The organism is Lysinibacillus sp. 10T31 (assembly GCF_056394365.1).
This window is the reverse complement of sequence record NZ_JBFTHS010000070.1, coordinates 1-16,917: the sequence shown is the minus strand read 5'-3', so window position 1 is coordinate 16,917 and position 16,917 is coordinate 1. Positions and strand designations below refer to the sequence as shown.

Genomic DNA, 16,917 nt, shown 5'->3' with positions numbered 1-16,917 from the left:
ATACAATCAAAATAATAATACCAACAACGAAAAGATAGATTGCCGCCATTTTTTCTGTTGGATTCATCAAAAGACTAATAACACCTAATATTATTGCAAGGAATGCTGTTAATAATCTTTGAAATAACTTTCGTTTCAATACAATACTCCCCCTAAAATATGAAGTTAACTTCACGTGAAGTTTATTTCATATTATATACTTTTCATAAGAGAGTCAAGTTAAATATTAGATAAAAACTAAGTAATATTAAAAACACAACAAAAATTACAAAATCGACTGTGCATCATATTTAAGATTGAACGTCATAAGGAGAAAACGATGCTTAGTTTCCTTTGTTTTCGAATATAAATTCGAGTATGTACATAAGCAAAAAAATACCAAGTACTCAAATAATGGAGCACCTGGTTCTTGTTGTTATACAAAAATCATTTTCTATGATACCCCACTCTGTCAAATTTGACTGAAGCTGAAAGTTCAACCTTCCCTTATGGGATAATCCTCATTTCGCATATTCTCTTGACACAATTTTGTGGTTAGTAGCAGTCTGCAATTTTGCTGAGTCCTATAAATCTTTTTTCCATGAACATTATGCTATACTATTTCTATTATTTTCGGGATGTAAGATGGTGTATTAACAATCCAGAAAGCCTTATGTATCAACGTTTAAATATCTTTTTAACAGTTAGAGTAATTTGCAAGATACGGCATATAAAAGCATGTTTTTGGGGCTAAGTGGGGCTAGATTGGGGCTAATAAAATACGGCGAAGCGTGTGTACAGGAATGGGTGAGTAAGAAAGATTGAGGCTAATAAGCTTCAATTTTTTTATTTGTTCAATGATAAGAATAGTTACTTAATAAAAAATAGCACCGCTCGGCACAGTGCATTGTTTAAGTTTTATTGTAAATTCAAGCTCTCCAGAATAATCTGTGGAAGACAAATCTCCAAATGTTTAGGAATTTATATCACCTAGCGAGAGCTATACAATATTATTCTCACCCTCCCTTTCTTGTTCTTGTTCTTTTATATTCCTTTTGTATTCAAAAAAGTTCAAAGTAAGTACTAATGAGATTAATACAGTGAAAATTAATGTAAGGTATAAACAAAACTGAATCCATGATTTTGTAAATATCAAACTTACCACTAATACAATATATAGTACAGGTAAACCCTTTAATACATAGGGCATCTTTTTACTATTGTACATTTTAGAAAGTAAATAATTGTTTCTACGAATTTTTTTATATCTTCTATTTCCCTTTACATCTATAAATTCTTCTATACCTTCTGATTCTACTAAAAGCGTATTATTGCTACTAAGTTTAATAATTTTATATAGTGGTTCACCGTTTTGATCCACTATGTAATAATCATATTGAAAGGTTAAAGCAGTGGCTATAAAACTTATTATTTTCTCAAATAAGAACATTGACCCAATAACTGTTATAAAATAAATTGTTAATAAAACATAAATTGCTCTTTCATCATCAAACTCAAATGGAATTTTAGCAAAAACTATAACCAAATAAATAAATGCTAAAAAAACAAAACTAAAAGCAAAATATTTCAATAATGAAATTGAGAATTTTTTCAAATTACTTAATCTTAATTTTTCCAACTCTGTTATCCCATAATTATCAATTGTTGTCTTTACGACATAAATAATAACGGGTATTAATGATAATAAATATGTCTCAAAAGATGTATTTTTAAGCAGAGACAAATTAACCCCTCCCTTTCACCTATCTCAATATTCGACAAAAGGAAAGGATTTCCTCCTCATTTAGACAATAAATATCACGCTAGCTTGTACTGCCGTGTCGTTTCTAATCTTCTTATTATATAAATATACAAAACACCTGCCGTAGAAAGTATTTTGTTAAACATCCGCTCAATTTTGAGCAGTCCTCAAACATTTTGAACTTCTGATTCATTTTTAATTACTGTCTCATACAGTTCTTGTGCATGAATATTAATGGTTTTTACTTCATCTTCCATTCTTTTAAACAATGGATAGAAAGCCATATCAATTAAACGCACTGTATCTTGAATTTCTTGAATGGACATGTATGCCATGCCACGATCCTCATGCCAACGATTTTCAGTGATTTCATCAATTCTATTCATCAAATTAGCTACCGCCTGTTGTACAACTCGTAAATCAATCATTTGTACTGATAATCCTGAAGCATCGTTACTATTTTCGAGTACTACTTTTTCTAATAAGTGTTGTGTTTGTTGCTGCATGTTTTCATTCTCCTTTTCCGTCTATGTTTTATTTAGTTGCGACTGCATTCAAAAGTAATTGTTTGTTACGATCAGACATTACACGCCATTCTTTAACCGTTACTTTCATTTGCATTCACTTCCTTTCTTATTAAAATACGTCTGTTGGTCCATTACGTTCTGATAGCCAATTGTAGAAAGGTACTGGACGTTCATTTACAGGCTTTTTCTTCATATATAAGGTGTTTGTTGTTGGATGCTTACCTTTGCGCTGTACTACTTTGTTGTGGGCTCCTACGAATACTGCACGCAATGTCTTTGTTACTGTCAGCACACCGTCTCTAATATCGTTGGCCATTTTAAAAATGATATCTTTGGCTTTTATTAATTCCTGAATACTACTTACATTAGATGCTAGTACCACTTTATGTAGTTCATCCTTAAAGTTATCTGGAAGAGGTAACGAATGCAAAAAATCATAAAGCATCATTTGGTACTCGTTCATGTATTCCTTATATGCTTCTTTTTCTTCATGTGCTGATTTATAGACTTCTTGTAATGTAACTACCTCACATTCCTCGAAAGACTCGTTACGGCTTTCACACACATCTAATTGATACGGCAAAATAATATAGATGTTTGCACCACGACCTCCCTTTTCTTTAGTTGTTGTTTGTTTTTTGATAATCCCTAGTGATTCCAGTTTTGAAATAGCACGATAAACCGTCTTTGTGCTGATCTCTAAGCTGTCAGCAATTGTGGAAGCTTTCAGGTGACACACCCCAGGATAATTAAGAGAGTGTGATGCAAGCTTATAAACGATGGCACGTTCTGTTTCTGTTAACTCATAAAAATGCTGCTGGATATGCTCTTCCACATGCTGATCCATATCAGCTACTGTTTCAAATGTTGTGTACGTTGCTAAGTATTCAAATGCCATCGTTTTTCACCTCGCTTTCCATTGCCTAAAAAATTAATAAACTACATGTACAGATCCATCTTCACCGATTTGAACCGGTTGCCCATCAACATCATCAAAGTAAATATAACCACCCCAGTAGCCATCGAATTGTCTCTCTCTACTCCCTAGGTTGTAACGGTCTCCATAGCGCTTCTGAAAATAAGCACGAGCCTCTGTTACATTCGAGAAGTGAGGAAAATTCGCTTCATCTTCTCTTGAAATTACAAAACCAAAGTATGTCATAGTGTGTCACCTCTCTTTCCTGCAGCATGTCGGTTATTTCTAGTCCATTCATCGACTAACCTTCGATGGTCTGTTTCGTAAAAATCCATTCACTAATCTAAACCATATATTCATCTTTCTAAACAAATAATATTCTTTTCTAAATTAATTGTCAATAATATTAAATAAAAAGTTTAGAATACTAAACTTGAATGGTATAATTAAGGAAATGGAGGAAGGAGAAGATTATGTCATTTGAATATAAGCAGTTATTTAAAACGATGATTGACCGTGAAGTTACACGAGAAGAATTAAAAAAGGAGTTGCAACTATCTTCTGCCACAATGGCAAAACTCGCAAAAGGTGAAAATGTTTCGATGGCTGTGTTAGATAAATTATGTAACTATTTAAATTGTGAAATAGAAGATATTATCCAGCATAATAAAGCCAAAATAGAAGATTAAATAATCAAATTTGGAGGGGTATTATGATTGGGGTAGTCGGAACGGCTCATGTGAAAATTTTTGATGACAATGAATTAAATAAACTTCATATTGATCAAGAAAATCTTAAAGTTAACATTTTGAAATCTGACGAAAAATCAGGTAATTATGTAATTAAGTTTTTTATTACGATACCGTACAATTCAGATTACAAATGCTTAAATGACTATAAAAGTTTTGTTCACCCAACACTTAAACAACATATACGAGTTTTCATTATCTCGACACAAATTATTGAAATAGTGGAACTGGGAATCCAGCCAATTAAACATATCTCACAATTATAAATCAAAAAACACTTCCGGCTCATCGTGCAGCTGAAAGTGTTTTTCTTTTGACCATAATAAAAAGCAACCACATTTCTGCAGCTGCTTGATTATATATATTAATTATTAAGAGCATGTTTTAAAAGATTAAAAGAATAAATGATTAAGATTCAAATTTCATCGTTTAAGACTTACTCCCCCAATGGATTTCAGCATTTCAACGGTAGGACATCGCGGTGGGACATTACTAGTATATTAACTATTATTTCCACCCGTTACGGAGTGGTCTTCTACTGGTATAATATTTGACTCTACTTAATCAAAAAATCTTTTTTTATACTACCTAATTCTTCACGTAAAGATTTACGCATTTCTTTAAACATCTTTTTCAAATTTTCATTAAAATCTTTGGATTCATTAGAATTGGTGATATTGTATGTAATATCATCTATCATTTCATTCAGAAGATGATCTTGAAACAACAAAGATTCTTTCACTAGTTCATAACAATACTTCTCTTCATTATCATCACAAAATTCCTCGCCTTCAACTGTAACAATTTCTTCAAATAGTTTGGTATAAACAAAAATCGTAAAAAATCTGGTCTCTAAAGGATAATTAATTTTATTAATTGTAAAATTAAATGTTTCATCTAAGTAAAAATTAGAAACTCCATAGTTACTGTGGCCAACTGAAGACAACAAATCATAAAATCGATAATAATATTTTTTATCATTTCCAAGTATGAATTTACTTGGATTCAACCGCTCAGCTATCTCCCTACCATCCCTATCTTTAATAATGTTATTGGCGGGATCATAAATATATTCTTTAGAAAATAATTTTAGAGCGATAAGTGTTAGATCAGGAAATTTATTTTCATTTCTATTAAGATACCTAGTACTTAAATAATTTTCAAATATACTCCTTACTAAAATTAATGCATCCTCATTATGTCCTATTTTAAGTAAATTGCGAATGCTGATTAGAGTTTTAGTACTTTTGGTAAAATTAAAATATTCGTGATCATAAGTGAATTTACTGTTTAACTGACCATAACTTAGTGCATCTAATAAACCATAAGGAAATGCTGAACAATTGATAAATTCTTTCGAACGCAAAATAAATTTATTTATCAATTTATCTAACCCTTTTATGTATTCATCCTGTTTTAAATTCATTAAATCTTTCCACCCCTCATATAGTTTTTATTCTATAAATAATAATACATTATATTATAATAATTCGGACAACATTTTCCAGTTATCTATTTTCTTGACTATCACTCTCATTCAACCAGTTATAGAAAGGCATTGGACGTTCCCTGTGTGCTATGTCCTCCACAGATGACGAATTAGTTGACTTATTACTTAAACGCTCTATAACCTTACTATATGCCCTTACAAATACGGCTCTTAATGTATCTAGCCAGTACTGTAAATTTCAAATCTTGTGGTTATTGTCCTCCTCAACCTTATTAAATGCATAATAAAAAGCCACATCCAGAAGAAGGTGGCCTTTAGTTACAAATTTTTTAATTACTCTTTGTAAATACTTTTAAATGTTCATTTACTTCATTACTATATCGCTCTTTAATTTCCTTTAGTAAAACCAAAAAAATCTTCTCTAAAAAGCTAGTTAGTCTATTATATGTTTTTTCAACAGTTTCATATAGCTGAATGATACTAATTTTTGGATTTATTTTTTCAGGTATATTTACAAGCAATTTACCATTCAATCCATTTTCATTACCTTCACCTAAATCAAGTTCTATATCATCTAATTCATATTCTGGTTGTAAAAGATGGTTTCTATGAGTAATCGAATTCCTATATTCTTTAAATTCTGTTAAGACTGTATCAGTATTTTCAAATTCCAAAAACAGTTTATTAATCTCTGGCCAATCATTTTTAATCCTATTTTTTATTTTAAAATAAGACACTTCTCTAACACTAAAATTTAAGTTCAACGCTGAGTTCAATGGATGCCCTATTTTATCTAAAATAGAAAATATTCTATATGATATATTGTCTAGATAGTACTCAGCTAAAGTTTCATTGTGTATTCTTTCATTTGAAATATCAACTTCTTTATATTTTACACAAAACTCTTTAACAAGAGCAGACGCACAAATTAAAGATTGCCTACATACATCCCATTGAAAAAAAAGTTCTTTTCTCCAACTGTTAATTATCGGAAACAATTTAAGATGTTGATTCAAAAATAAAAGTATTGAATCTTCATTATTAAAGCTTTCTTCAAATTTATTATATACATTAGCTGGCTCAAATAATAAATCAGGAAAAAATTCTTCATACTTTTCTACCAGCCCTTTTGGAACATTAAAATACATTTCATGACATCTCCTTCCTTATTTATCTTAATATAAATGGAACGATATATCACTTTTTGAAATATAATCATAATAAAAAGCCACAACTCATAATGAGTGTGACTATATATGTATTATTTGTTAGCTTCTACAAATCTAAGTGTGCTTAAATATGCATTTAATTTATTAATTTCTCTGTTCGATACAAAATAATAAACGGATAAGATGAATCCATATCCCGCGACACCCAATAATGTCAGTATTTTTTCATTATTAAAAGTTAACAAAACTATTACTAAAGCAATAAGAGTACTAAATGATGACGTAAACAAACTTTTATGTCCAAGCAGTTGTTGTATTCCATACTCGGTTGTGCGAATCATTATATTTAATTCCTCAGAACTTAATTTTTCTAAAGACTTTTCATCCTTATATTGTTTCATTATCTTACTAAGATCAAATAAATCTTCACCAAATTTAGGATTATTATTTGTCATATCTATCACACTTCCTTTCACACTTCCTTCCACACTAATTACAATGCAAATCCAAACACAAAGGCAAATAAATGATGTTACTAACAATTCAACAATAGAAAATCCACTCCTTTTAGATGTGGACAAAGCCGCATAATACTAATATCAACCACCAAGCAGGTATGTCTTTTTTGAGGTTGACTTCTGCTCTTATGTAAATAACTACTAAATTATACATAAATGAATACTAAAAGACTACATTTGATTTAAAAATGTAGTCTTTTATACTTGATTTAGGGATTACTTATAAAAGCAATAATAAAAAGCCACACCTTGTTAGATGTGACTAAATTTGATAAAAGCTGTATTAAAATCAATTGCTTTTAAATAGTTTCTTGTATATTAAATTAAATTTTTCACTATCCTTTATACTTATCGTCAATAATTGACCTGCATATTCAAAGGATTGAACATAATTTCCTACTAATATTAATTTTTCAATTAAAACCGAGAATGGGACATCTTTTTCTTTAATTTTCCCGTTTTCTCTATGTTTAATTTTATAACTTTTTGTTTTATCTACATAATTTATTGTTGAGTGTGCCTCAGCATTCCGCAATTCTCTATCTATCATTTCCAACAAAATGTCATATTTATTTCCGGAATTAAACAACGAGATTTTATCATGTAAGGTCATTTTATTTATATTATAAAAATTATATTGCTCTTTTTTTACAACCTTCTCTAAACAAATTAAGAGATTTAATGTTTTGCTAATATATTCGACACCATTCATATATGCCACAGAAATCGATTTTGTATATCTTAATTTTTTTGCAAGATTTTGTGGGTCAGCGTTTGCTTCTTTTGCTAATAATTTTGTATCATTAAACACTCTAACATAATCAGTATATGCAGTCATGAATTCCATAGCCGTATTATCTTCGGGACCCAGTTTAAAATTAGCTATCAGTTTAAGTGATTCTTCAGGATTTTCTTTGACAGCTTGAATATATAACTTAAGTAAAATTGAAATATACTCGTATGTTTTGTGTTTATTCACTTGATCCTTATCTTCATGCCATTCAGTTAATACTCTAATAAAATAATCTACATCATCGTAATTTTCCCTATCTTCAACTAACTTTCTTGCTTCTTCACCGTAATAACCTGATTCTATAAATAAATCTAACTCTTCTGCTGCTTCATTAAACTCTAAATATTTTTCAAAATTGCCTTTCAATATAATCACACCTTTCTACTACAATCGTAACAGAATTGGTATCATATCCCAACAACACAAATCTGACAACGTAAAAAACACCTACCGAAGTAAGTGTTTTAAAATAGAATTAAATTTCGTAGCGATATACTGTTGGTTCAAGATCTGAATAGATTAATTTTCCGTCCAGTAAGTTATAAAGTTTGTATCCTACTTCATTTAAATGAGCATACATTTCTGTTGTAATTTCAATCTCTAATCCTGTTGAATTGTCTTGGATTACAAATGACGACATATCTCCAAAGTAGAAGACCGCACTGACTTCATTAGTTCCTTTCACTGCATCCACACAATGTAATGGATAACCAAAGAATGTATACTTTACCCCAGCCTCTGAATTTTCCAATGTCTTCAGTGCTGCTTCTCCGTTTGGTAAAGTAATAGTTTCAGCCAATTCCAGCCCTGCATCGTTAACAAACCAGCGCGCATTGTTTCGTACCGCTGTTGAAGGTTTTTTTGATAAATCACGTAAAGCTTTATTATTATCAGTACCATCACCTGTAAAAACAACAGCTCGATTATACAAAGATCCTTCGTTATATGCTACACCCGTACCATTAAACATATAATCAATTTCCTTCTTCACATATTCTTTCTTCATGACGTTTAAAATTAAATCTGCAGCGTTCACATTCATTCTTAATAAACGTTTTTTAATTCGAGATAACGAGTCAAATTCAACTGGATTCAATATCTCTGCTTCTAAACCGATCGAGTTGACAGGAATTGTTTCTGTACGTTCAATAGCATTTACATGTACTTGCACATCTGAGCTATCTATTAAAACCGGATACTGTAATTGCTCGTCTAAAGGTACGACTGTACCAAATTTACGTAGCAAATTTTCCTGTTCTGTATAACCAATTATTTCATTAGCAATAACTGTAGGAACTAATACTTTTCCGTTATTAAAATCAATTCCTAGTGAGCGAAGTTCATCTGAAAGAATTTTCCCCGCTAAATAGTGACCAAATTTTTTGCGTGTTTCATTATTTTGTTGTACCATTTTTCTCATTAGATAATTTCCTCCTGTGTATTCCATATTTTCTGCACTTCGTGTCAAACTAACTTCCGTATCTTCATAAGCTGGTATCGTTACAATCGATACTTCAAATAGTTCTACTTCATATATTGTTCGTAATGAAGGAACTACTGAGTGATCCCAAGACTCGTCCACAATTCTAAAACCAAAAGAACATTGTGAAATATCACCGCGCTCCATCAATGCAATTAAATCTGTTCCATCTGTTGTGTTAGGAAGATCCACTTCAAATTTCAATCCATGTAAATCTTCTTCTAACTTCAATGTTCCTGATTTTGTGCGGCCTAAAATTTTCTCCCAGTTATGATTCATCAAGCAGCACACGTCATTTCCTGTAGCTAATGCCCGTTTAAACGCTCCTGGTGCAATTACCTCTTTAAACATGTCCCCTATATCTGTAGGGGAATTAAATACAGCTGCATATCCTACCGCAACATTTCCGTTTCCTTCTTTTTTAGATCGAGTTGTAATTTGTACATTTTTCATTGCTCGTCTTTCATTTACTTTCACATAAACACCTACTTCTTATTTGATTATTTTTTAACTTGAATCGTTCTCTTTTGTAGTGAACGAAAGAAATTTTTGTCTTTCGATTAAGTGTTAATAAATTGAATCGAAAATAATTAGCCACACTTATTTTCACCTCCTTTCAGCATATGGTCATACTTTGTTACAATGGAGCACTGTGACAAGTGTGACAAAATAGCACATTCCTCATATTCATGAACACAAAGCTATACTTTGTTTACTACCTTTTGTCACACTAAAAAAATTTAAAAAATTCAATTTGAGGTGCACGTTTGTATGCTCATACGGTCTACAGCAAAATGGCCAAAATATTAATTTGGTAGGGGGGCTATCACCTAAGTGTGACAAAAAAATAAAAAGCCCAATAGCATACACATTGCTGTGCAACTACTGGACTTCTAGAGTCTCTCAAGTTTTATATTCGTTTTTGTTTTGCATTTCACACACTGGATCTCAATGTCGTAATCATCATTTACTAATTTGAAATTCCCTTTAGTTCTGCTTAGTAGCTTATTGCATTTAGGACATCTAACTTCTTTCATTGCTTGGTCCACTCCCTATAGGTTGTCTAATCTATTCATCAGTTGCTTATAAATCTCTCTTTGTAGATTTGTTCTAATTGTTTCAGGTTGCACTGTGTAGTAGTCCATAGTCTACCTTCTAATTGCGTTCAAAATTGATTGTAAGCGTGTGTCGGTCACGGTAATCAATTGGTCACACATTTCTTTAAAACGTCTGCATTGAAGCCATATACATGTTATACGCTTTATGTGTGCCACCTTCTCTTCGAGAATCATGAGTGTTGTTTATTTAATCTCATGTTACAATCAATTCTTCCTTTTTATGTTTCCATTAATTAAATAGAGCTTTCCCTAGCAAAATGTATTTGCTAGTTAGTTTTCTTTATTGTTTTCTTTATTGTTTTCTTTAGGAATTTTGCATATATAGAAGAAACTCATTTCACTAGACGCTAATTAGCGACATTACTAGACGCTAATCCGCGACAAAAGTAGACGCTAATTAGCGACATAAAAGGTGACGCTAATCCGCGACAGTCAAGTGAATTCAACGTATCCCCTCTCTATACATGCTGATACCCAACTATCTTCATATCATTTTTGCACCCTTTCCCTACACAATACGTGCGATATTTAAATCTAAAGCAAGTTTTTGTAAAGCTTTTACACGTATTTTATTGTAAGTAGTCGCTGAAATAGGTGGTTGAAACTTAAAACAATAGACTTTCATATCTGTTAAATACTCCGCATCATTAACCATATACCTCGCTTCAATCAAAAACCTTTCCATTGGAGGCAAACTTTTCACCGCGTGCTCAATACGTTCACAATACTTATGTATTACGTTTAGAGCATCCAAGTTGAAATTGCCAACTGAGCCTGTTTGGTCACTAGTCAAATTACCCTTTCCTCCACCAATGTCATTAATATGTGATGTGGTAGTTGTTTCCTTTTCCTCAAACGTTAAATATTTAAAAATACGGTACCTTTCTAACTCACGTTCCACAGCTGCTTTTATAGCCTTTCTATCAAGTTCTGGTAATTTAAAATCCAAAATCATTTCCTCCTTTTATTTAAGAGGGATCCTAGTTCATATGTGTCATTTTTGTGGTTAACCCATAGCAGCCTTTTACTGCGTTCATTACTACTCTTAAGGCGCTTTTGTTTCCTACTTCCGTTTGTGCCATTCCTGAACACATGCCAGATAATTCATTGACTTGCAAACACAAACAGTTCTAGCAGCTCGCTAAACATAGATGGGTAATATAATGGCTGTGTTTCTTTAGGATTATGAGGATTTATTGCATTATCTCCAAATTTACGTCCTGCTTCTGTCAATGACTTAAATTCCTTCGTACCACCCTTTGAGGAAGGTCGTTCCTTGATTTCTAATAGCCCTAGCTCAATCATTCGTGTATTTGCTTTAGCTGTGCTCATTTTTACATCATGTTCTTTTAGAAGTTGAGTCAAGGATACTTTTAGTTCCTCACCTTCCACATAAGCTGGCAAATGATTCGTTGGTACGCCATGTTTCTTATGAGCCTCCTCTAACATTCGAATCTTAGATGGTTCGTCCACACGTAATATTTCTGTAGCATACTTCACGCCAATAAGTTGTTTTTCAAATTCCACTGCGTTATTGCTTGAAAATGTAGAATGATTTAAAACTTGCTCCATTTCTTCAAATCTAGTAACATACGCTGCAGTAAATAGAACACCCTTTTCACCAGTCATTTTATTTGCTACCATGTCGCAGCCTTTTCGTGTAAGTAAGTAGCACTTATTTTCTTTCCCAGAAGAATCTTTATAGGTGTTTTCAATAAAAAAATCCACTGAACGCATTTTTGCGTTGAGTAAAATTTCGCTATAATTATCGATGCTTCTTAATAAATCTGTATGACGTTTCCCAACCATTTCTGCCACATCTCGACTATCTGTGATTAATTGACCGTTGAATGAAACTACTTTTAATTGATTCATAATAATGCCCCTTTCCTTTTTAACTATTCCTATAACACACGCCGCCAAGCGTTTTATTTACCATTCTGATGTAATTTCAGTTATTACCTCGAAAGCCTGTTGCGCCAAATACCAACGTTTGCGATTCTTTTTACGCTCAATAGCTCTCATACGTGGATCGTTTAGTATCTCGGCCTCTAACCACCGTTTGGACATGTCCGTTAACTGTGCAAGTCGCTCCACTGATACGAGCCAAAGCTGCGCTTGAATAGACTCATCGAGTTGTTTTTCAATATATTGTTGAATCTGCTTTTTATCCAATTGAAGTTCAATATTAGTTGGAATCATTAACATTCCACCTCCTATCTATCAGTTGTTTTCATCCTCATCCTTTTATTAAAGTTAACAATATGGATTACACTGCTTTAAGTAGCCACACAATTAAAACAATGAAGCTGCATAGGTTTGACCTATCTTCATTTAGTCAAACATTTTGACTCTTGTTGTGTGATCCAGTCATCTAGCGATGTTTTTCGGAACATTATTTTATTACCAATACGGTAATGAGGAACTTCATTTCCGCGAACCATCTCACGCAACTTGTACTCCGACGATCCAATGTAAAGCGCTGCCTCTTTTACAGTCATTTTATCCATTCGGTTCACCACCTCACATTCATGTTGATGTATCAAATATTTTTTGTTGATACATCAAATACTAAGGTAATTATTGTTGTTGTGTCAACATTTATATATTTAAATATTGTTAATCGTTATTATTTGTTGCTATATCAACATTAAATGTTTATGATATTGTCAAAGAGGAGAGGTGTACTTATTGTGGATTTAGTTCAATTTGGTTCTTATATAAAAGAATTACGCAAAAAAAAGGGGCTAACACTTGCTTCTTTATCTGCGTTATCAGGAGTTTCTCATCCTTATCTATCTCAAATAGAAAATGGAAAACTAAAAAACTTCCCTTCACCAGAGATTCTAATAAAAATCTCTGAACCTTTAGATGTTCGATATGAAAAACTTTTGAAAGCTACTGGACATTTAGACAATGAGGCTTTACACGATTACTATGAACTTGATGCAAAACTATATGAAATGACCGCAAAAGTTCTAAAAGCACTTTCGACAGATGGTTATTTTTTTGAAGATGTTCAATTAAAGATATTCGAAATATTCTCTGGAAATATGAGTTATGAACCAGGTCTTAAAGAATTTGATAAGTTTTATTTCGATTACTTAAAATATAAAGAGGATGTTGAACCAGACTATATAGACGTGGATTTGGAAGAGGACTTCATAAAATATTATAACTACAGTACGGTACTTAGATCATTTACCGCTGAATTTAATTCAAGCGCATTTGATTGGAAAGAAGAAGTATTAGAAAAACTCACGGAATTGGTTTTGGAGCGAATAATCCCATCTGAATCAACTGAAACATCACAAAAAGAACTTTCGATTTTTTTAAAACAACCCAGTATCCTGTACAAAACTCATGAATTGTCCAAACAGCAGATTAAACTCCTTGAATCTTATTTAGAAACACTAATAATGAATTCACAAAAATCAAAAGAGATAGCACTTACGTTGTTCGTTCAAGGAAGCAGCGTTGAAGAAATATCAAAAATAATAAATGAATCACCAGAAACCATTCAAGATTGGGTAATGAAAAAAGACAAATAACATTCACCTACTCACCTATTCCTGTACACACGCCGCCAAGCATGAAAGGAATGGACAAGGTGAAGTTATATAAATCAGCAAAAGAACCTGAAATATATCACTATTTCAATGCGAATAAAGAAAAGCTATGGATGTATCGCCATAAGTATTATGATGCTACTGGGAAGCGGAAAGAGAAGAAAAAAAGTGGTTTTAAAACAGAAAAAGCAGCATTGAAAGCCCTTTTGGAAGTTAAGGCTTTAACGCTCCGTGGTGAAAAAAAGTTTGTAGAGAACGACCAAATGACCGTTAGTGAATGGCTCGATACATGGTATGAAATGAATCATAAAAAGTGGAAAATTGGTACACAAGTACAGCGTGAAATCATTGTACGTGTACATTTAAAGCCCCTACTCGGCCATTACAAGCTTCAAAAGTTAGACAAACAAACATATCAAAGAATATTTATCAATGCTCTTGTTGGTGATTACAAGCCTAGTACAATACGTGCTTGGCATACCATCTTTAAAATTGCAATTAATTCAGCGGTTGAAGAAGAAATCCTCAGCCGGAATCGCTTCACAAAAGTAACAATTCCAACAGAAGCAAAAAAGAAAAAGGAAGCTGCCAACTTCCTTACTCCTACTGAATTAGTCACTTTTTTAGATGATGCCAAACATAATGAAAATGTTACCCACTATACTTTTTTTCTTACGATCGCTTATACAGGCATCCGTCGTGGTGAAGCATTAGGATTGCAATGGAAGAATATAGACTTTCAAAACAACACCATTACAATTGAGCGTACCAGGGATGTTATTGGTATTCACACACCAAAAACAATGAATAGCTATAGAACCATTCTAGTGGATGAAATGGTAATGAAGCAACTAGAGACATATTTAAAATGGTGTAAAAAAGCATTATTTAAAAACGGCCGGAAACTACAAGACGATTTATCAAAAGATGATACGTTTGTATTTATATTTGAACATGCTGCAGATCCGATTGCTCCAACAAGTCCTATCTATGCTTTCAATAAAATTTTAGATCGGACTGGACTGCCAAAAACAACAATACATGGTTTAAGGCATACACATTGCACCATCTTGTTAAATCGTGGACTCAATGTGAAGGTTATCGCTGAGAGGTTAGGCAATACACCTAAAATGATTATGGATGTATACGGTCATGTTCTAAAGGAATTGGAAGCAGAATCTGTTTCGTTATTTAGTCAAACTTTACAGGCTAGTGGGGCTAAAATTGGGGCTAATCATTAACGTATGTGGTGGAAACCATTGCTATAACAAGATTCCCCAACCACATTATGCTATACTATTTCTATTATCGAAATATTAGAAAAGAGGGATGCTAGATGACAAATTTACAGCAATTAGATGCGTATTTCTCAGAACATCGCGAAGCACACTTACATGAATTAAATGAATTTTTACGTATTCCAAGTATTAGTTCTTTATCAGAGCATAAAGGAGATATTCAAAATGCCGCAGAGTGGCTAGCAAACGCTTTTAAAAAGCTAAATCTTGAGAATATCTCTATTACGCAAACTGCAGGTCACCCTGTCGTTTATGCTGATTGGTTACACGCAGAGGATAAACCAACTATTCTATTTTACGGTCATTATGATGTCCAGCCAGTTGACCCATTAAATTTATGGGAAACGGAGCCATTCAACCCGACAATCCGAGACAACAAGCTATTCGCTCGTGGTGCTAGTGACGATAAAGGACAAGTGTTTATGCACTTAAAAATGATTGAAGCACTATTTGCGACAACCGGCACTTTGCCAGTGAACGTGAAATTCATCTATGAAGGTGAAGAAGAGATTGGTAGTCCTAACCTTCCTGCCTATGTTGAAGAGCATAAAGAGAAACTAGCTGCTGACTTAATTTTAATTTCTGATACAGGTTTATATGGTCCTGGTAAGCCTGCTGTATGCTATGGATTACGTGGCTTAACGGGGGTTCAAATTGATGTTCGTGGTGCAAAAGGTGACCTTCACTCTGGTCTTTACGGTGGCGGTGTCCAAAATGCTATTCATGCATTAGCTGACATTTTAGCATCCTTCCGCGATGAGCATGGAACAATTCAAGTTGAGGGCTTCTACGATAAAGTTTTACCATTATCTGAAGAGGAACGCGAAGCTTACCGTGCACTTGGTTTTGATGAAGAATCCGTGAAAGAAGAAGTTGGCGTGAAGGAATTATTCGGTGAAGCTGGTTATTCTTATTTAGAACGTACTTGGGCACGCCCAACATTAGAGATCAATGGTGTGTTTGGTGGCTTCTCTGGCGAAGGCATTAAAACAGTGCTTCCTGCTGAGGCTGGTGCAAAAATCACATGCCGTCTTGTGCCAAATCAAGAGCCTAATGAAATTGTAGCTCTATTAAAAGCACATATTGAAAAACATAAACCAACTGGCGTTGAAGTGACTATCTCTGAATTCGATAAAGGTCGTCCATTCTTAACACCATTTGATCATCCATTTATCCAAGCTGCTGGTCGCTCATACGAAAAAGTATATAATGTGCCAACTGCTTACACACGTGGAGGAGGATCAATCCCTATCGTGGCTGCCTTTGATGAAATTTTAGAATTGCCAGTAGTGCTAATGGGCTTCGGCTTATCAAGCGAAAACTTCCATGCACCAAATGAACACTTCCATTTAGAAAACTTCGATAAAGGATTACGCGTTTTAAGCGATTATTTATTCGAGGTAGCTGAATTACAAAAATAAAATAGTAAATCCCCTCGTTAAAAATTGAACTGCTCCCTGTCAAGTAGACAGTGGAAATAATAAAAAGCTTTTAAGCGGCTTTAGCCCTGTATTCTAATGGGCTTAAGCCGTTTAATCGTTCTTGGTATCTATCGTTATTGTAAAACTGGATATAATCCTCAATCGCTT

The 16,917-nt window shown here is 33.0% G+C and carries 19 protein-coding genes; 5 read left to right on the top strand and 14 right to left on the bottom strand.

All coding sequences use genetic code 11. The features are described 5' to 3' along the window. Window positions 1-979 precede the first annotated feature (979 nt). From AC1DCY_RS24680 to AC1DCY_RS24665, 4 genes are all read right to left on the bottom strand, one after another. Entirely contained in the window at window positions 980-1,723 is a 744-nt protein-coding gene (locus tag AC1DCY_RS24680; protein WP_477354608.1) for a hypothetical protein, read from the bottom strand. Between the two features lie 185 nt (window positions 1,724-1,908). Beyond that, entirely contained in the window at window positions 1,909-2,247 is a 339-nt protein-coding gene (locus tag AC1DCY_RS24675) for a hypothetical protein (protein WP_477354605.1), read from the bottom strand. A gap of 130 nt (window positions 2,248-2,377) precedes the next feature. Continuing rightward, on the bottom strand, window positions 2,378-3,166 hold the full coding sequence (locus AC1DCY_RS24670) for a helix-turn-helix domain-containing protein (protein WP_477354602.1): 789 nt from the start codon (window positions 3,164-3,166) through the stop codon (window positions 2,378-2,380). Window positions 3,167-3,199: 33 nt separating this feature from the next. After that, window positions 3,200-3,430 (bottom strand): hypothetical protein, encoded by a 231-nt coding sequence (locus tag AC1DCY_RS24665; RefSeq protein WP_427483148.1) that lies wholly within the window; start codon window positions 3,428-3,430, stop codon window positions 3,200-3,202. A gap of 227 nt (window positions 3,431-3,657) precedes the next feature. Between AC1DCY_RS24665 and AC1DCY_RS24660 the strand changes: the two genes are divergently transcribed. Then, window positions 3,658-3,873 carry a helix-turn-helix domain-containing protein gene (locus AC1DCY_RS24660; RefSeq protein WP_427413328.1) on the top strand — a complete coding sequence of 72 codons (216 nt, stop codon included), beginning with the start codon at window positions 3,658-3,660 and terminating at the stop codon, window positions 3,871-3,873. 23 nt (window positions 3,874-3,896) lie between these two features. After that, on the top strand, window positions 3,897-4,199 hold the full coding sequence (locus AC1DCY_RS24655; RefSeq protein WP_427413327.1) for a hypothetical protein: 303 nt from the start codon (window positions 3,897-3,899) through the stop codon (window positions 4,197-4,199). A 290-nt stretch (window positions 4,200-4,489) separates the two neighbouring features. On the opposite strand, the gene AC1DCY_RS24650 is transcribed toward AC1DCY_RS24655, so the two are convergent. The 9 genes from AC1DCY_RS24650 to AC1DCY_RS24610 all read right to left on the bottom strand — a co-directional run bounded on the left by AC1DCY_RS24650 (window position 4,490) and on the right by AC1DCY_RS24610 (window position 12,971). Next, window positions 4,490-5,359, bottom strand: a complete 870-nt coding sequence (locus tag AC1DCY_RS24650) for a DUF5677 domain-containing protein (RefSeq protein WP_477354596.1) — start codon at window positions 5,357-5,359, stop codon at window positions 4,490-4,492. A 353-nt stretch (window positions 5,360-5,712) separates the two neighbouring features. Beyond that, on the bottom strand, window positions 5,713-6,531 hold the full coding sequence (locus tag AC1DCY_RS24645; RefSeq protein WP_477354593.1) for a Cthe_2314 family HEPN domain-containing protein: 819 nt from the start codon (window positions 6,529-6,531) through the stop codon (window positions 5,713-5,715). Between the two features lie 113 nt (window positions 6,532-6,644). Further along, window positions 6,645-7,007 (bottom strand): hypothetical protein, encoded by a 363-nt coding sequence (locus AC1DCY_RS24640; RefSeq protein WP_477354590.1) that lies wholly within the window; start codon window positions 7,005-7,007, stop codon window positions 6,645-6,647. A gap of 352 nt (window positions 7,008-7,359) precedes the next feature. Beyond that, window positions 7,360-8,229 carry a hypothetical protein gene (locus AC1DCY_RS24635; protein WP_477354587.1) on the bottom strand — a complete coding sequence of 290 codons (870 nt, stop codon included), beginning with the start codon at window positions 8,227-8,229 and terminating at the stop codon, window positions 7,360-7,362. A 109-nt stretch (window positions 8,230-8,338) separates the two neighbouring features. Next, window positions 8,339-9,820 (bottom strand): HK97 family phage prohead protease, encoded by a 1,482-nt coding sequence (locus AC1DCY_RS24630; protein ID WP_477354584.1) that lies wholly within the window; start codon window positions 9,818-9,820, stop codon window positions 8,339-8,341. Between the two features lie 1,149 nt (window positions 9,821-10,969). Further along, window positions 10,970-11,410, bottom strand: a complete 441-nt coding sequence (locus AC1DCY_RS24625) for an ArpU family phage packaging/lysis transcriptional regulator (RefSeq protein WP_477354582.1) — start codon at window positions 11,408-11,410, stop codon at window positions 10,970-10,972. A 155-nt stretch (window positions 11,411-11,565) separates the two neighbouring features. After that, a complete protein-coding gene (locus AC1DCY_RS24620; RefSeq protein WP_477354579.1) occupies window positions 11,566-12,336 on the bottom strand; it encodes a Rha family transcriptional regulator in 771 nt (256 codons plus the stop codon). 57 nt (window positions 12,337-12,393) lie between these two features. Beyond that, the gene (locus tag AC1DCY_RS24615; protein WP_477354576.1) at window positions 12,394-12,663 is read right to left on the bottom strand and encodes a hypothetical protein; all 270 of its coding nucleotides are present in this window, start codon (window positions 12,661-12,663) and stop codon (window positions 12,394-12,396) included. Between the two features lie 128 nt (window positions 12,664-12,791). Continuing rightward, window positions 12,792-12,971, bottom strand: coding sequence for a helix-turn-helix domain-containing protein (locus AC1DCY_RS24610; RefSeq protein ID WP_477354573.1), 180 nt, complete (start codon window positions 12,969-12,971; stop codon window positions 12,792-12,794). Between the two features lie 183 nt (window positions 12,972-13,154). Between AC1DCY_RS24610 and AC1DCY_RS24605 the strand changes: the two genes are divergently transcribed. The 3 genes from AC1DCY_RS24605 (at window position 13,155) to AC1DCY_RS24595 (ending at window position 16,749) form a co-directional block, all read left to right on the top strand. Further along, on the top strand, window positions 13,155-14,012 hold the full coding sequence (locus tag AC1DCY_RS24605) for a helix-turn-helix domain-containing protein (protein WP_477354570.1): 858 nt from the start codon (window positions 13,155-13,157) through the stop codon (window positions 14,010-14,012). A gap of 59 nt (window positions 14,013-14,071) precedes the next feature. Beyond that, window positions 14,072-15,271: a site-specific integrase gene (locus tag AC1DCY_RS24600; protein ID WP_477354567.1), complete on the top strand. Its 1,200-nt coding sequence runs from the start codon at window positions 14,072-14,074 to the stop codon at window positions 15,269-15,271. Between the two features lie 95 nt (window positions 15,272-15,366). Continuing rightward, window positions 15,367-16,749 carry a dipeptidase gene (locus AC1DCY_RS24595; protein ID WP_477354564.1) on the top strand — a complete coding sequence of 461 codons (1,383 nt, stop codon included), beginning with the start codon at window positions 15,367-15,369 and terminating at the stop codon, window positions 16,747-16,749. A 70-nt stretch (window positions 16,750-16,819) separates the two neighbouring features. Here the strand turns inward: AC1DCY_RS24595 and AC1DCY_RS24590 are convergent. After that, a partial coding sequence (locus AC1DCY_RS24590; RefSeq protein WP_477354612.1) for an IS3 family transposase occupies window positions 16,820-16,917 on the bottom strand: 98 nt, incomplete at its 5' end.

Bases quoted from the DNA above. Each gene is read 5' to 3' on its own strand.
- AC1DCY_RS24655 (WP_427413327.1), top strand. From the start codon at position 3,897: ATGATTGGGGTAGTCGGAACGGCTCATGTGAAAATTTTTGATGACAAT.
- AC1DCY_RS24595 (WP_477354564.1), top strand. From the start codon at position 15,367: ATGACAAATTTACAGCAATTAGATGCGTATTTCTCAGAACATCGCGAA.
- AC1DCY_RS24615 (WP_477354576.1), bottom strand. From the start codon at position 12,663: ATGATTCCAACTAATATTGAACTTCAATTGGATAAAAAGCAGATTCAA.
- AC1DCY_RS24665 (WP_427483148.1), bottom strand. From the start codon at position 3,430: ATGACATACTTTGGTTTTGTAATTTCAAGAGAAGATGAAGCGAATTTT.
- AC1DCY_RS24670 (WP_477354602.1), bottom strand. From the start codon at position 3,166: ATGGCATTTGAATACTTAGCAACGTACACAACATTTGAAACAGTAGCT.
- AC1DCY_RS24640 (WP_477354590.1), bottom strand. From the start codon at position 7,007: ATGACAAATAATAATCCTAAATTTGGTGAAGATTTATTTGATCTTAGT.
- AC1DCY_RS24675 (WP_477354605.1), bottom strand. From the start codon at position 2,247: ATGCAGCAACAAACACAACACTTATTAGAAAAAGTAGTACTCGAAAAT.
- AC1DCY_RS24610 (WP_477354573.1), bottom strand. From the start codon at position 12,971: ATGGATAAAATGACTGTAAAAGAGGCAGCGCTTTACATTGGATCGTCG.
- AC1DCY_RS24620 (WP_477354579.1), bottom strand. From the start codon at position 12,336: ATGAATCAATTAAAAGTAGTTTCATTCAACGGTCAATTAATCACAGAT.
- AC1DCY_RS24650 (WP_477354596.1), bottom strand. From the start codon at position 5,359: ATGAATTTAAAACAGGATGAATACATAAAAGGGTTAGATAAATTGATA.
- AC1DCY_RS24645 (WP_477354593.1), bottom strand. From the start codon at position 6,531: ATGTATTTTAATGTTCCAAAAGGGCTGGTAGAAAAGTATGAAGAATTT.
- AC1DCY_RS24660 (WP_427413328.1), top strand. From the start codon at position 3,658: ATGTCATTTGAATATAAGCAGTTATTTAAAACGATGATTGACCGTGAA.